Source organism: Bacillus sp. FSL K6-0138 (assembly GCF_037982765.1).
Lineage (GTDB): Bacteria > Bacillota > Bacilli > Bacillales > Bacillaceae > Bacillus > Bacillus glycinifermentans.
In genome coordinates, this window is the sequence record NZ_CP150286.1 from 1,148,809 (window position 1) to 1,162,500 (window position 13,692).

At 47.0% G+C, this 13,692-nt stretch carries 12 protein-coding genes, 2 rRNA genes and 1 riboswitch (1 of these 15 only partly in view); of the genes, 8 read left to right on the top strand and 6 right to left on the bottom strand.

The features are described 5' to 3' along the window. Positions 1-135 precede the first annotated feature (135 nt). The 3 genes from betB (at position 136) to MHB78_RS06305 (ending at position 3,530) form a co-directional block, all read left to right on the top strand. On the top strand, positions 136-1,608 hold the full coding sequence (gene betB, locus MHB78_RS06295; RefSeq protein WP_046132341.1) for a betaine-aldehyde dehydrogenase: 1,473 nt from the start codon (positions 136-138) through the stop codon (positions 1,606-1,608). Positions 1,609-1,625: 17 nt separating this feature from the next. Continuing rightward, the gene (locus MHB78_RS06300) at positions 1,626-2,834 is read left to right on the top strand and encodes an iron-containing alcohol dehydrogenase (protein WP_046132340.1); all 1,209 of its coding nucleotides are present in this window, start codon (positions 1,626-1,628) and stop codon (positions 2,832-2,834) included. A gap of 114 nt (positions 2,835-2,948) precedes the next feature. Then, positions 2,949-3,530, top strand: a complete 582-nt coding sequence (locus MHB78_RS06305) for an MOSC domain-containing protein (protein ID WP_046132339.1) — start codon at positions 2,949-2,951, stop codon at positions 3,528-3,530. Between the two features lie 53 nt (positions 3,531-3,583). Here MHB78_RS06305 and MHB78_RS06310 read toward each other — a convergent pair whose 3' ends face one another. The 5 genes from MHB78_RS06310 to MHB78_RS06330 all read right to left on the bottom strand — a co-directional run bounded on the left by MHB78_RS06310 (position 3,584) and on the right by MHB78_RS06330 (position 6,615). After that, positions 3,584-4,069, bottom strand: a complete 486-nt coding sequence (locus MHB78_RS06310) for a DinB family protein (RefSeq protein ID WP_046132338.1) — start codon at positions 4,067-4,069, stop codon at positions 3,584-3,586. A gap of 126 nt (positions 4,070-4,195) precedes the next feature. Next, a complete protein-coding gene (pcp, locus tag MHB78_RS06315; protein WP_046132337.1) occupies positions 4,196-4,843 on the bottom strand; it encodes a pyroglutamyl-peptidase I in 648 nt (215 codons plus the stop codon). 108 nt (positions 4,844-4,951) lie between these two features. Then, on the bottom strand, positions 4,952-5,080 hold the full coding sequence (locus MHB78_RS06320; RefSeq protein ID WP_269082056.1) for a hypothetical protein: 129 nt from the start codon (positions 5,078-5,080) through the stop codon (positions 4,952-4,954). Beyond that, a complete protein-coding gene (locus MHB78_RS06325) occupies positions 5,081-6,193 on the bottom strand; it encodes a tetratricopeptide repeat protein (protein ID WP_046132336.1) in 1,113 nt (370 codons plus the stop codon). It lies immediately after the preceding gene. 233 nt (positions 6,194-6,426) lie between these two features. Next, the gene (locus MHB78_RS06330; protein WP_046132335.1) at positions 6,427-6,615 is read right to left on the bottom strand and encodes a hypothetical protein; all 189 of its coding nucleotides are present in this window, start codon (positions 6,613-6,615) and stop codon (positions 6,427-6,429) included. Positions 6,616-6,773: 158 nt separating this feature from the next. On the opposite strand from MHB78_RS06330, the gene MHB78_RS06335 reads away from it, so the two are divergent. Further along, positions 6,774-7,769, top strand: a complete 996-nt coding sequence (locus MHB78_RS06335) for a processed acidic surface protein (RefSeq protein ID WP_046132334.1) — start codon at positions 6,774-6,776, stop codon at positions 7,767-7,769. Between the two features lie 66 nt (positions 7,770-7,835). Then, positions 7,836-8,408: a class D sortase gene (locus MHB78_RS06340; protein WP_046132346.1), complete on the top strand. Its 573-nt coding sequence runs from the start codon at positions 7,836-7,838 to the stop codon at positions 8,406-8,408. 15 nt (positions 8,409-8,423) lie between these two features. Here MHB78_RS06340 and thiT read toward each other — a convergent pair whose 3' ends face one another. Next, complete coding sequence (gene thiT, locus MHB78_RS06345; RefSeq protein ID WP_046132333.1) at positions 8,424-9,008, bottom strand: energy-coupled thiamine transporter ThiT; 585 nt, start codon at positions 9,006-9,008, stop codon at positions 8,424-8,426. Between the two features lie 108 nt (positions 9,009-9,116). Next, a riboswitch (TPP riboswitch) is annotated at positions 9,117-9,216 on the bottom strand. 157 nt (positions 9,217-9,373) lie between these two features. Between thiT and MHB78_RS06350 the strand changes: the two genes are divergently transcribed. The 3 genes from MHB78_RS06350 to MHB78_RS06360 all read left to right on the top strand — a co-directional run. Next, on the top strand, positions 9,374-10,477 hold the full coding sequence (locus MHB78_RS06350; RefSeq protein ID WP_046132332.1) for a GntR family transcriptional regulator: 1,104 nt from the start codon (positions 9,374-9,376) through the stop codon (positions 10,475-10,477). 572 nt (positions 10,478-11,049) lie between these two features. Next, positions 11,050-12,599 (top strand): 16S ribosomal RNA (locus MHB78_RS06355). A gap of 241 nt (positions 12,600-12,840) precedes the next feature. Further along, positions 12,841-13,692 (top strand): 23S ribosomal RNA (locus MHB78_RS06360) (it continues 2,079 nt past the right edge of the window). Together the 16S and 23S rRNA genes form the textbook arrangement of a ribosomal RNA operon.

Sequence of the window (13,692 nt, forward strand, 5' to 3'; positions counted from 1 at the left end):
TGAGATCACATAAAATTCAAACAAATCGTCCGGCCGATTTTTCTTTGACACGGTTTTATACGCGTGTTAAATTCAAAGTGTTAAAAACGTTAAATTTTTATTTAACAAACTTTGCGTGATCGGGAGGGTGCTTTTATGAGTCAAACACTTTTCATTGACGGAAAATGGGTGAGCGCTGAAAAAGGCGGCACTCGCAAGATTATCAATCCCTTTAATCAGGAGCATATCGAAACCGTCAGTGAAGGAGGCAGAGAAGACGCTGTTAAGGCCATAGCCGCTGCGCACCGTGCCTTTGATGCAGGCGAATGGTCAAATACAACCGGTCTTGAGCGCGGCAATATTGTATTGAAGATCGCGGAGCTCATAAGGCGGGACCATGATGAGCTTGCGGAGCTTGAATCGCTCGATACCGGTAAAACGCTGGAAGAAAGCAAAGCCGACATGGATGATATTGCAAACGTATTTCAATATTATGCGGGGCTTGCGGATAAGGATGGGGGAGAGATCATATCCTCGCCGATTCCGAATTCAAAAAGCGAAATCGTCAGGGAGCCAGTCGGAGTCTGCGGACAAATCACGCCATGGAATTATCCGCTTTTGCAAGCCAGCTGGAAAATCGCTCCCGCTTTGGCGGCAGGCAATACAATCGTTGTAAAGCCGAGCGAGATCACGCCTCTGACAACGATTAAAGTATTTAAATTAATGGAAGAAGCTGGCGTGCCAAAAGGCGTTGCCAACCTTGTCCTCGGACCGGGAGATACCGTAGGCGATGAGCTTGCCAGAAATACGGACGTCGATCTGATCTCATTCACAGGCGGAATTGAAACAGGGAAGAAAATCATGCAGGCAGCAAGCACGAATGTCAAGAAAATCGCCCTTGAGCTCGGCGGAAAAAATCCGAATATTGTGTTTAAAGACGCTGATTTCGATGCTGCGGTTGACCAGGCGCTAAACGCCGTGTTTTTCCACGCCGGCCAAGTCTGCTCTGCCGGTTCACGGCTGCTCGTGGAAGAATCGCTACACGACGAATTCCTGGAAGAACTTATTAAGCGTACGAAAAATATTAAGCTTGGCAACGGATTCGCTCAAGAAACGCAGAGCGGTCCGCTCATTTCCGCTGAACACCGAAGCAAAGTGGAACAATACGTGGAAATCGGTCTGAGGGAAGGCGCTAAGCTTGAAACGGGAGGCAAGCGTCCAGAAGATCAAGAGCTGCAGGACGGTTTCTTCTACTTGCCGACGATTTTCTCAGGGTGCCGGTCGGATATGAGAATCGTGCAGGAAGAGGTGTTTGGGCCTGTTTTGACTGTTGAAACATTCCGTACCGAAGAAGAAGCTGCCGCGCTTGCAAATGACACGATCTACGGCCTTGCCGGGGCGGTTTGGACAAACGATATTGAAAAAGCGGAGCGCGTCGCTTCCAAGCTGAGAATGGGTACGGTGTGGATCAATGACTTCCATCCATACTTTGCTCAGGCGCCGTGGGGCGGATACAAGCAGTCAGGGATCGGCCGCGAGCTTGGCCGCATGGGTCTTGATGAATACACGGAAGTGAAGCACGTTTACCGCAATACAAAACCTGCGGCTGTCAATTGGTTTAAAGCATAAGAGGAGGAGAATCGCGAATGACTTTAAATATGAAAGTAGAAGCCATGAACAAATTCCATACGTTTGAAATTCCGACCGTTATTAAGCACGGAATCGGAGCCGTAAAGCATGTCGGGGAAGAAGTGAAAAAGCTTGGCGTAACGAAAGCGCTGCTTGTCACAGACCCGGGCATTCACAATGCCGGTGTTACAAAACCTGTCGTTGAATCATTGCAAGAAGCCGGCATTGAAGTCGTCGTCTTCAATAAAGTCGAACCAAATCCGCCCGTGCGTCTTGTAGCAGAAGGCTCAAAGCTTTACGCTGAAGAAAACTGCAACGGTCTTGTGGCGGTCGGCGGAGGAAGCTCAATGGACACGGCCAAAGCGATCGGAGTTGAAGCGACCCACGAGGGTACGGTGCTTGATTATGAAGCGGCAGAAGGAAAAAAACCGCTTGAAAACCGGATTCCTCCGCTAACGACGATTCCGACGACAGCAGGTACAGGTTCAGAGGTTACGCAATGGGCAGTTATTACGGATGAAGAGCGCGAATTCAAATTCAATACGGGAGGACCGCTGATCGCGGCGCATTTGACAATCATCGATCCTGAACTGCACGTATCGATGCCTCCCCATGTCACGGCGATGACGGGAGTCGACGCTTTGGCCCATGCGATCGAATGCTATACGATGAAGTTTGCGCAGCCGATTACCGATGCTGTTGCACTGCTTGCGATTGAATATGCCGCACATTATATCCGCAGGGCGTTTGCGGACGGTGAAGATCTTGAAGCAAGATACGGAATGGCTCAGGCGGCAATGCTTGCAGGCCTTTCCTACGGCAGCGAATCAGCGGGTGCGGCTCACGCGATGAGCCAGACGCTCGGCGGCATCATCCCGGTTGCCCACGGCCAATGCGTGGCGGCTATGATGGGACCTGTGATGGAATACAATTGGAAAGGCTACCCTGAAAAATTTGCGCGCATCGCAAAAGCATTCGGCATTGATACAAGCGGCATGACGACGGAAGAAGCGGCAAAAGCCTCCGTCAATTGGATGTATCAGCTTGTAGAGGATTTAGAGATTCCGGGCCTTGAAGAACAAGGCGTATCACCTGAGATGATCGAACGCCTTGCAAAAGAGGCGATGAAAGACCCGCAGACGGTCGGAAATCCGAGAGACCTAAATGAACAAGCCTACATTTGGATTTACAAACGCTGTTTTAATAAAACGCCGAAAACTGTATAAGCCCATCCCGGAAACCCGCGTGTGCTTCTAAGCACAGCGGGTTTTAAACCGATTTGAAGAAAAAAAGGAAGCATTGTAAAATAATTCTCATATTCAAAAAAGGAGATGGGTTGAATGTGGGAAAGGCGGAAAGCGACGGCGGAGAACGTATACATCGCCGATACCCCGTCATTTGTGACGGAGAAAAAAGAAGAAATTTCGATTGACTATGGAGGAATTCCCGGTGATCTGCATTTCGGCCTGACAAAGACGGCCGGCGCCAGGGAACCGATGTATAAAAAAGGTACGGAGATTTTTAACAGACGGCAGATTTCGATCGTCTCTGTCGAAGAATGCCTGGCGATTGCCGAAAGGCTAAACATCCCTGCTGTACTTCCGGAATGGCTCGGAGCCAATATCGCATTAAGCGGGTTGCCTCAATTGACGCATGTCAGGGAAGGAAGCAGACTCATCTTTCCGAGCGGTGCCGCGCTTTTGTGCGAAGGTGAGAATGAACCCTGCATCCAGCCCGGCGAGGTCATTCAAAAACAGTTTCCGGACAAGCCGAAGCTCGCTTCCCGTTTTGTACGCCATGCCATGGGCAGAAGGGGGATCGTTTGTGTCGTTGAACGGCCGGGAGTGATTGCACAAGGCGATCAGGTTGACGTATGGTCGTACTCACCGAACGCCGTAAAAGACGCAAGATCGTTCGCATAAGAAAGAAGGGGAGGTATGGAAATCCTGATCGAACATGCCTCCCGAATGTCTTTTCACGACAATTTCTTTTTGATCTCCTGAATTTGTTTGACATGTCTTTTTTCATGATGGCCGATAAAATCGATCCATTGTCTTACTGTAAGCTCTTTAAAGACGGAATGAGGAAGCACCCTTTCAAAATCCTCCTCCTGAAGCGTGGCGATTACCGTTGTAAGCTGTGAGCGGGCATGGTCCAGTTCGGCTTTGATTGCCAGCAAATCCGTCGTTTTTCTCTCGGGCTCCAAAGAATCTGGAGCTTTTCGTTTGACAGACCGGTCTTCAGACACATGGACCGGCTTGGCTTCAATCGTTCGAAAAGGAGCGCTTCTGATTCGTTCCCTGAATAACCGGGCTGCCTGCAAATCGAGTTTTTTTAGGTGGTCAAGGACTTCCTGAATGCTCCATTCATCTTTTTCAGGCCTTTTGTTGATGTCATCGTCTGACAACTCCCGTATTTCGCTCCATGTTTCTTTTCTGGCCTCATTAAAAATGCTCATCATATCCCCTCCTATTGTCATGTTATTATTGTGAAACCTGGTAAAATAACCAAAATATCTCTTGGGGATAACCGCAGGGAGATTGCCAATACGCAGCGGTACGATCCGACTCATCCGCCGGAGCTCGAATCAGTCGAGTGAACCGCCTTGTTCGCGGATATCGGTTTCATGGTTGGCAGCCGTTAATGCCGCGATGCGCAGCGCTTCGACGATCACGTCAAGGCTAAGGCTCGGTTCTTTTTTATCGATGGTTTGTTCAGGAAGATAGGGAATATGGATAAATCCGCCCCTCGCACCTGATGATGAAAGGGCTAAATGGTGCATCAACCGGTAAAATAAATGATTGCAGACAAAAGTGCCTGCTGAATTTGAGACAGATGCGGGAATCCCGTTGTGTCTCAAGTTTTGTACGATGCGTTTGATCGGGAGAGTCGACCAATAAGCGGCAGGGCCGTCTTGTGCAATGTTTTCATCTATAGGCATCATGCCTTCATTATCGGCGATTCTGGCGTCATCGATATTAATCGCTACCCGTTCGGGTGTGATATGCGGCCGCCCGCCGGCTTGTCCCGTACAAATGATAATGTCGGGCTGATGTTTCTCGATCGCTTTCTCCAAAACGACAGCCGATTTGCCGAAAACGGTCGGGATTTTTTCAGCTGCAATGGAAATGTCACCGGCCGTTTCACCATGAAGCCGCTTAACCGCCTCCCAAGCTGGATTGACGGATTCTCCGCCAAAAGGGTCAAAACCTGTCAGCAGCACTTTCTTTTTCATATGAATCGCTCCTGAAAAATTGGAATGGTATAGGCAATAGCCAGACTTTTTATAAGGTGCAAAATCCCCATTCAGCTATGCAGTGAATGGGGATTTTGAAGGAAATGTTTAACCGCCTGCTCCGCGGGAAGCCAGAAGGATATTGTCGCTCTTTGAAACCGCTTCGGATGGATGGTTTGCCAACGAAAAGCTCAGTACCGCCCCTAAAACAGCGGCTGCTAATAAAAACTTTTTCATTTATTCTCCTCCTCTTCCGGCAAGCTTGCTCGCCTTATCAGTTTTAATGTAGAAGTATATGGCTTCTTCATATAGCTTCTTTTCCCTATAATAATTCGCCACGTCCATTAATAATTCCTCTAGATCAACCCATGCTTTTTCAGTTTCTAGCTGGTGAACAAAGTCCTTGATCATTTCCATTTTATTCGGCGGGCTTGTGTATAATGTATGTAAAATTTTGAATTTCAGCTCGAATATTTTGCTGTTCATTTCGCGGGACTTTTTGAAACCTACATCGATCCATTGAAAAGCTTTGTCCTGTGAATTTGTTTTCAAAAGCGATCTTACGGTTTCGTACACACAGAGGAGATAAGCATATTGGGCCTTTGATTCAAAATCCTTGATGGCAAAAGCTTTATTGTAATATTTAAGCGCTTCCTCATGCTTTTCTTCCTTGCTTTTTAAAAAGCCCATATTATAGTAGGTGTAAGGTAGAAGAAATTGATCGCCGATTTTTTCCGTTCTATCGATCGCTTCATTTAATAAGGCTTCGCTTTCGGAAAATTTAAATTGGTCTATATAATTTAATCCTATCAGCATTTTGCAGTTGATAACCCGCTTGGTATACCCTTCATAGCCCTGAAAAATTCCGGCTGCGATATTGATATGGTGGATCGACAGCCAGGTCGCTTTTAAATTGTAGTACAGCACTCCGATTTTATAATGGAATTCAGCTTTTTCGATTTCGTTTTGAATCGCTCCGAGCCTTTTTTCCGCTATTCTGAAAAAATTGAGCGCTTCTGTGTGGTTTTGCTTATAATCTTCATAAATCCCTTTAAACAGATAAAAATAATAGTTCAGTTTATCATCCGTGCTCTTCGGATCATTGTCGTGAAACTCGATGGCTTCCAGCTTTTCGGTAGCAGATTGGCTGATATCTTCAAGTAGAAGCCGCAAGCGGAAATCAAGCATTTGATAATAAACAAGGACGTCCTGGTCTTCCTCCATCTCTTCAATTGCTTTATCTATGTCATCTTTCATTTCGATTGAGCGTGAAATGTCTCGTTTCTTCATCAGTATGTACCAGTCGTTCAGCATGTTGGCGACTTCTTGTGAAGCCACGGCTTTGCCCATTCTCTTCCCTCCAATCTTTTGTGAATTTTTTGTAAATTGAAGTTCTATTTATCATAGCATAAATTGCCGTCCTCTGTGAATAACGCCAAAGTGAGAGCTTTTCTTTTTTTGAGGATGATTGGCAGCGGAAAAACGGCAATTGTATACGAAATTTAAGCGTTTTGCCCCATTTTTACGGGTGATGAGCCCTTTTGGAACGGGGAAGCAAATGACATTCGAATCGTTTCCCCGGTCTAAATGGTCATTTTCCAGAAGAAATGCGAAAAGAAAGCAAAAACAACGCCCAACGGAATACAGGAGATCATAACGGTTCCGTCGACGAGTCCGTCAGCTCCGCTTATTTTCAGGGCTTCTCTGTAACCGATCAGGAAATGGATGATCGACAGAACGTAGCAAAAGAGCATCATATAGTAAGGATTCACGTTTATACCTCCTCTATTTCGCTTTACTATATTACATTCAGCGAGAGCAAAGATTATGACTTTTTTTAAATAGAGAAAACGATTTTAAATTTAATGCATGTATTTTAAAAAATTTCTATTATAATCAAAAGGTAACATATAAATAGGGGGTCAATTTTATGAAGAAAAGGATGATGGCGTTTTTGATATGCGCGCTGTTTCTGGTGCCGTCCGCAGAAGCTTTCGCCGCACCGAAACAGTCCGAGCTGAACGAGTATCTTGGAGAAATAGGGATGACAGAAAAAGAATTGGAAGCCTATTTGCAAGATACATATGATGAAAGTTTGAAAGGATTTGAATCGGCGGAGGAATTAAGAGATTTTCTTGGAGAAAGGCTCGATGAAAAACGGCTTGCTTCATATTTAAAAGATTACGGCTTAAATGAAAAAGAAGCGGTCAAACTTCTCGTTGATAATGGTTATATGGAAGAAGGGCAAAGCATCCTCGATGCCTTCATGTTTGAGTATGAGCTGGATGATGCGCTTTGGAACGTGACAACTGACGAAGGCGACGCGGCAATCGAAAATCCGTTTCAGGAGCTTGGCGTAGACGATCAGGAATGGGAAAGGCTAATAAAGCATCTTAGGAGCGTCCGTGAAAAAAATCCGAATCTTGAAGATGAGTTGATGGCGATTGGGGAGCGACTTGAAGCGGTTGCCGATTTTGAGACGGTAACGGAGCTGAAAGCGAAAGATATCGCTCAAATGCTGTCTATTTTACACGATCTTCAGCAAACCCTTGAGGTGAAAACGAAATATTATTTAGTCAAAGACGGCAAGAAAAAGGAAGTATCACTGACGACGCCTGTCAGCGCAGATGAACTGAAAGGGGCAAGCTTGCTTGTACAAGTTTACGATCTTGAAGGAAATTTCATTTTGGACGTTTTGCTGACGCCTGACATGATTGGATCAGATTTATTTCATGAAACAGGAGCAAAAGTGAAGCAAACCCAAACAGCCGTTCAACATGATACAAAGAAGCAGCATGTGAAAAAGACGGTAAGGGGGGCAAAACTTCCAAAAACGGCCGGGCATTATGCGGAATGGTCGATCCTCGGTTTCGTGCTAATCCTCAGCGGATTTTTCTTGATCAGAAGGCTTCGCAAAGCGGCGTAGACAAAGAGGTGAATTGACATTAGAGCATCCCGTAAAAAAAGGGTGATTTGGCTTTTGGCGATCGCCATGATAACGGCCGGGCTGTATGTTGCAGCTACCAATGCGTTTAAGCTTTTTCAAGGACGCACACTTTCCGCTCAGCAGCCGGCTGAGAAGAAGCCGGCTGAAAAGCCGTCTGTTCAAACCGGAAAAAAACAAAAAGCCGAGACAGTGCGAACGTTTGAAACCGGTGAAAAAATCGGCGACCTTGTGATCCCGAAAATGAAGGCGCGGCTTCCGATTTACCACGGAACAGACGAAGACGAGCTTCAAAAGGGAGTGGGGCATTTTGCAGGTTCCGTGCTGCCGGGCGAAGATGACAACTCGGTCCTGTCCGGCCACCGCGACACGGTTTTCAGAAGGCTTGGTGAAGTCGGCAAAGGAGACCGGTTAATTGTTGAAGCTGAATATGGAACTTTTACATATAAAGTGAAAAAGGTGAGGATCGTCGATGCTGATGACAGGACCGTTATCGTTCCAAAACCCAGGGCGACATTAACCGTTTCGACCTGCTACCCGTTCGACTTTATAGGCTCTGCCCCGGAGCGGTACGTATTGGTTGCAGAATTAATAAAAACGCAAAAAAAGCGGAACCTATAAGGTGTCCGCTTTTTTTCATCTCTTATCAATGCTCCGTTCCAAAAGCCTCGGAGCCGTCAGCAGCAACAGGCACAGCACGATTGCGCAAATGATGAACGACGGGAGCATATATGTTGCATTATACGTTAATGTATAAATCCAGACCGGCGTCCCTTTGGGTGCGTAATTTCCAAAAAAGACGGCGCCGCTAATGACGTGGGCGAGAAATTTCAGTCCGCTTCCGAAAAAGACGGCAACCGTAACATATGATACCAGCTTTCCCTTTGCTTTCGCCGCGGCAGCTTTTCGGATCGGACCGGCAAATAAACCGCCGATTCCTGCAGCTGTTGGTGCGATAAAATAATCAAGGAGAAACTGTACGGGGTGCACCGCATAAAGCCCCCCGGTGACAAACTGCAGCAATCCTGCTAAAAAACCGGTAATCAGTCCGGCTTTCAGCCCCCATCGAAAAGAAATTAAAAAGAGCGGGATCATCATGATGGCGATGGAGCCGCCTTGCGGCATTTTCAAAAACATTCCTGAAGCTATATCCAATACGATTGCGATGCCTGTCATGACGGCGATTTCAATAAGCCGGACAAGTTGTTTTGATTGATTCATTGTAACCCTCACTTTTGATGAACAAAGGGGTACTGGACTTCTTTCCCAATAAAAAAGCAATGCGAGGAAGGAATAGGATAGTTTCCACGCACTGCTTTGGATGCAATAAGTTTTACTTTGCCACATCCCTACGCCAGCGTTAACTAACAGGTTCAAAGGGTCAGAACGGTTTGTTCACTCTCAGCCTGAGGCTCCCCTTGTGGTCATCAAGATTATTTAGTTATTTTCTACTATACTAAAAAAAGAAACGAACGACAAGCCGTATTTTTCAAATTTTTTTGCTTGATTTCTCCAATAAGTAGCAATAATTGAAGATTTTCCTTTATAATAGAAATTATTCGTACGTACAAGATGGGGTTGATCTGATGAGTGAACATACAAAATACAGCATGGTCAAAAACCAAATTAAATCGTGGATATATGAGGGGAAAGTTAAGCCCGGGGAAAAAATTCATTCGGAAAATGAATTGATGAAAATTTTCGATGTCAGCAGACATACGATCCGCCAGGCGATCGGCGACTTGGTTCACGAAGGTCTCCTGTATAGGGAGCAGGGGTCGGGAACATACTGTTCACAACGCCTCAGGCCTTCGGAAAAAGGCAGGGAAAGACATAAAATGATCGGCGTGATCACGACCTATTTGTCCGATTATATTTTTCCCCACATTATAAGAGGGATCGAATCGACGCTGTCGAATGAAGGGTACACGCTTATCGTAGCGAGCACGAATAATGACATTGAAAAAGAAAAGCAGTGCCTTGTAAACATGCTTGATAAAGACATTGACGGATTGATCGTTGAGCCGACGAAAACAGGAAGCATTAATCCGAATTTAAACTATTACTTGACGCTTGAGCAGCACCACATCCCGTACCTGATGATCAATCAGTTTTACCAGGAGCTGAACCCGCCCCACTTTATTTTGGATGATGAATACGGCGGGTTTATAGCGACTGACCATTTGATCAAGCTCGGCCATGAAAGGGTCTTTGGCCTTTTTAAACAGGACGATATGCAAGGCGTCAACAGGATGAAAGGATTTATCCGCGCCTTCAGGGAAAACGGTCTGTCATTTTATCCGGAAATGGTTGTTACCTATGAGACGGAGAACAAAGAGGAAAAGACGATCACTGAAGTGAGAAAGCGTCTGTCTTCACAAGAGCCACCGACCGCCATTTTCTGCTATAATGATCAGATCGCTCTTTTAGTGCTTGACGTGATCAGGGAATTCGGGCTGAAAATACCTGAGGACATATCGATTGTCGGCTATGATGATTCGCATTTAAGCCAGGCGTCGGAGGTTAAGCTGACGTCGGTAACCCATCCGAAGATGCAGATGGGAATCGAAGCGGCAAAATGGATGATCGCGAAAGTGGAAGGAAGGAATATGGATCAGCTGGAACACTCTAAGGTATACAAGCCGGAATTGATCGTCAGACAATCGACCGCAAAATTAAAGAACGGTTAAAATACTAAATGAAAGGCTGGATCACTGTCTTGAATCTTTACGATGGTGATCTTTTTAAATGCGTGACGATAATAATAAGAAACGCGGCCGGATATAATAAAGAAGAAATGATCTCGGCAAAGCGGAGCGCCTGTCATATAAAACGGCGGTACATTAGAAAAGGACCATTTGCCAACGGCAGCGAGCGGGATTCAGCCGGCAGCATGAATTGTAAAGCGTATGACCCGATGTTATTGTGTTCACGCTGATGACTTTATTATTTTTTTAAAAACTATTGTGTTAAATGAAAATAGATGATATATTAATATTCGTCCTTAAAAAGACGGCTTTATAAAACAGCTGATTCATATTTTTTTAAAAAGTTGTTGACATTCACCTTGCTAGAATGTTATATTGATAAAGTTGCTTCTAACCGAAGTAAAAATGATCTTTGAAAACTAAACAAGACAAAACGTACCTGTTAATTCAAATAAATCGCACATAAACGTGCGTAGTCATTTTCAAACAGGCCTGCACGATGCAGGTCATGCAGATGTCGTCACAGGATGTGACGAACTTAATCTGCGTTCCATTTTATGGAGAGTTTGATCCTGGCTCAGGACGAACGCTGGCGGCGTGCCTAATACATGCAAGTCGAGCGGACCGACGGGAGCTTGCTCCCTTAGGTCAGCGGCGGACGGGTGAGTAACACGTGGGTAACCTGCCTGTAAGACTGGGATAACTCCGGGAAACCGGGGCTAATACCGGATGCTTGTTTGAACCGCATGGTTCAAACATAAAAGGTGGCTTTTCGCTACCACTTACAGATGGACCCGCGGCGCATTAGCTAGTTGGTGGGGTAACGGCTCACCAAGGCAACGATGCGTAGCCGACCTGAGAGGGTGATCGGCCACACTGGGACTGAGACACGGCCCAGACTCCTACGGGAGGCAGCAGTAGGGAATCTTCCGCAATGGACGAAAGTCTGACGGAGCAACGCCGCGTGAGTGATGAAGGTTTTCGGATCGTAAAACTCTGTTGTTAGGGAAGAACAAGTACCGTTCGAACAGGGCGGTACCTTGACGGTACCTAACCAGAAAGCCACGGCTAACTACGTGCCAGCAGCCGCGGTAATACGTAGGTGGCAAGCGTTGTCCGGAATTATTGGGCGTAAAGCGCGCGCAGGCGGTTTCTTAAGTCTGATGTGAAAGCCCCCGGCTCAACCGGGGAGGGTCATTGGAAACTGGGGAACTTGAGTGCAGAAGAGGAGAGTGGAATTCCACGTGTAGCGGTGAAATGCGTAGAGATGTGGAGGAACACCAGTGGCGAAGGCGACTCTCTGGTCTGTAACTGACGCTGAGGCGCGAAAGCGTGGGGAGCGAACAGGATTAGATACCCTGGTAGTCCACGCCGTAAACGATGAGTGCTAAGTGTTAGAGGGTTTCCGCCCTTTAGTGCTGCAGCAAACGCATTAAGCACTCCGCCTGGGGAGTACGGTCGCAAGACTGAAACTCAAAGGAATTGACGGGGGCCCGCACAAGCGGTGGAGCATGTGGTTTAATTCGAAGCAACGCGAAGAACCTTACCAGGTCTTGACATCCTCTGACAACCCTAGAGATAGGGCTTCCCCTTCGGGGGCAGAGTGACAGGTGGTGCATGGTTGTCGTCAGCTCGTGTCGTGAGATGTTGGGTTAAGTCCCGCAACGAGCGCAACCCTTGATCTTAGTTGCCAGCATTCAGTTGGGCACTCTAAGGTGACTGCCGGTGACAAACCGGAGGAAGGTGGGGATGACGTCAAATCATCATGCCCCTTATGACCTGGGCTACACACGTGCTACAATGGGCAGAACAAAGGGCAGCGAAGCCGCGAGGCTAAGCCAATCCCACAAATCTGTTCTCAGTTCGGATCGCAGTCTGCAACTCGACTGCGTGAAGCTGGAATCGCTAGTAATCGCGGATCAGCATGCCGCGGTGAATACGTTCCCGGGCCTTGTACACACCGCCCGTCACACCACGAGAGTTTGTAACACCCGAAGTCGGTGAGGTAACCTTTTGGAGCCAGCCGCCGAAGGTGGGACAGATGATTGGGGTGAAGTCGTAACAAGGTAGCCGTATCGGAAGGTGCGGCTGGATCACCTCCTTTCTAAGGATATTATACGGAATGCAAGACCTTGCGGTCTTGCAGGCAGGTGCGTTTAGTTCTTGTTTAGTTTTGAAGGATCATTTGATTCTTCGACATAGGAGACACCTGCTAAAGACGCCACGTCCTGTGGCAACGCATGTGTTAGCACATCCTGTGCGTTGTTCTTTGAAAACTAGATAACGATAGCAAGACATTCACATTCAATTGTAATGCAAGATATCACGTAGTGATTCTTTTTAACGGTTAAGTTAGAAAGGGCGCACGGTGGATGCCTTGGCACTAGGAGCCGATGAAGGACGGGACGAACACCGATATGCTTCGGGGAGCTGTAAGCAAGCTTTGATCCGGAGATTTCCGAATGGGGAAACCCACTGCTCGTAATGGAGCAGTATCCATATCTGAATCCATAGGATATGTGAAGGCAGACCCGGGGAACTGAAACATCTAAGTACCCGGAGGAAGAGAAAGCAAATGCGATTCCCTGAGTAGCGGCGAGCGAAACGGGAACAGCCCAAACCAAGAGGCTTGCCTCTTGGGGTTGTAGGACACTCTATACGGAGTTACAAAAGAACGAGGTAGACGAAGAGGTCTGGAAAGGCCCGCCATAGGAGGTAACAGCCCTGTAGTCAAAACTTCGTTCTCTCCTGAGTGGATCCTGAGTACGGCGGAACACGTGAAATTCCGTCGGAATCCGGGAGGACCATCTCCCAAGGCTAAATACTCCCTAGTGACCGATAGTGAACCAGTACCGTGAGGGAAAGGTGAAAAGCACCCCGGAAGGGGAGTGAAAGAGATCCTGAAACCGTGTGCCTACAAGTAGTCAGAGCCCGTTAACGGGTGATGGCGTGCCTTTTGTAGAATGAACCGGCGAGTTACGATCCCGTGCAAGGTTAAGTTTGAAAAGACGGAGCCGCAGCGAAAGCGAGTCTGAATAGGGCGCATGAGTACGTGGTCGTAGACCCGAAACCAGGTGATCTACCCATGTCCAGGGTGAAGTTCAGGTAACACTGAATGGAGGCCCGAACCCACGCACGTTGAAAAGTGCGGGGATGAGGTGTGGGTAGGGGTGAAATGCCAATCGAACCTGGAGATA

Coding starts and splice junctions, on each gene's coding strand:
- MHB78_RS06325 (WP_046132336.1), bottom strand. CDS start 6,193: ATGGGCAAAGCCGTGGCTTCACAAGAAGTCGCCAACATGCTGAACGAC.
- MHB78_RS06340 (WP_046132346.1), top strand. CDS start 7,836: ATGATAACGGCCGGGCTGTATGTTGCAGCTACCAATGCGTTTAAGCTT.
- MHB78_RS06305 (WP_046132339.1), top strand. CDS start 2,949: ATGTGGGAAAGGCGGAAAGCGACGGCGGAGAACGTATACATCGCCGAT.
- MHB78_RS06350 (WP_046132332.1), top strand. CDS start 9,374: ATGAGTGAACATACAAAATACAGCATGGTCAAAAACCAAATTAAATCG.
- MHB78_RS06335 (WP_046132334.1), top strand. CDS start 6,774: ATGAAGAAAAGGATGATGGCGTTTTTGATATGCGCGCTGTTTCTGGTG.
- MHB78_RS06310 (WP_046132338.1), bottom strand. CDS start 4,069: ATGATGAGCATTTTTAATGAGGCCAGAAAAGAAACATGGAGCGAAATA.
- thiT (WP_046132333.1), bottom strand. CDS start 9,008: ATGAATCAATCAAAACAACTTGTCCGGCTTATTGAAATCGCCGTCATG.
- betB (WP_046132341.1), top strand. CDS start 136: ATGAGTCAAACACTTTTCATTGACGGAAAATGGGTGAGCGCTGAAAAA.
- MHB78_RS06320 (WP_269082056.1), bottom strand. CDS start 5,080: ATGAAAAAGTTTTTATTAGCAGCCGCTGTTTTAGGGGCGGTACTGAGC.
- MHB78_RS06300 (WP_046132340.1), top strand. CDS start 1,626: ATGACTTTAAATATGAAAGTAGAAGCCATGAACAAATTCCATACGTTT.
- pcp (WP_046132337.1), bottom strand. CDS start 4,843: ATGAAAAAGAAAGTGCTGCTGACAGGTTTTGACCCTTTTGGCGGAGAA.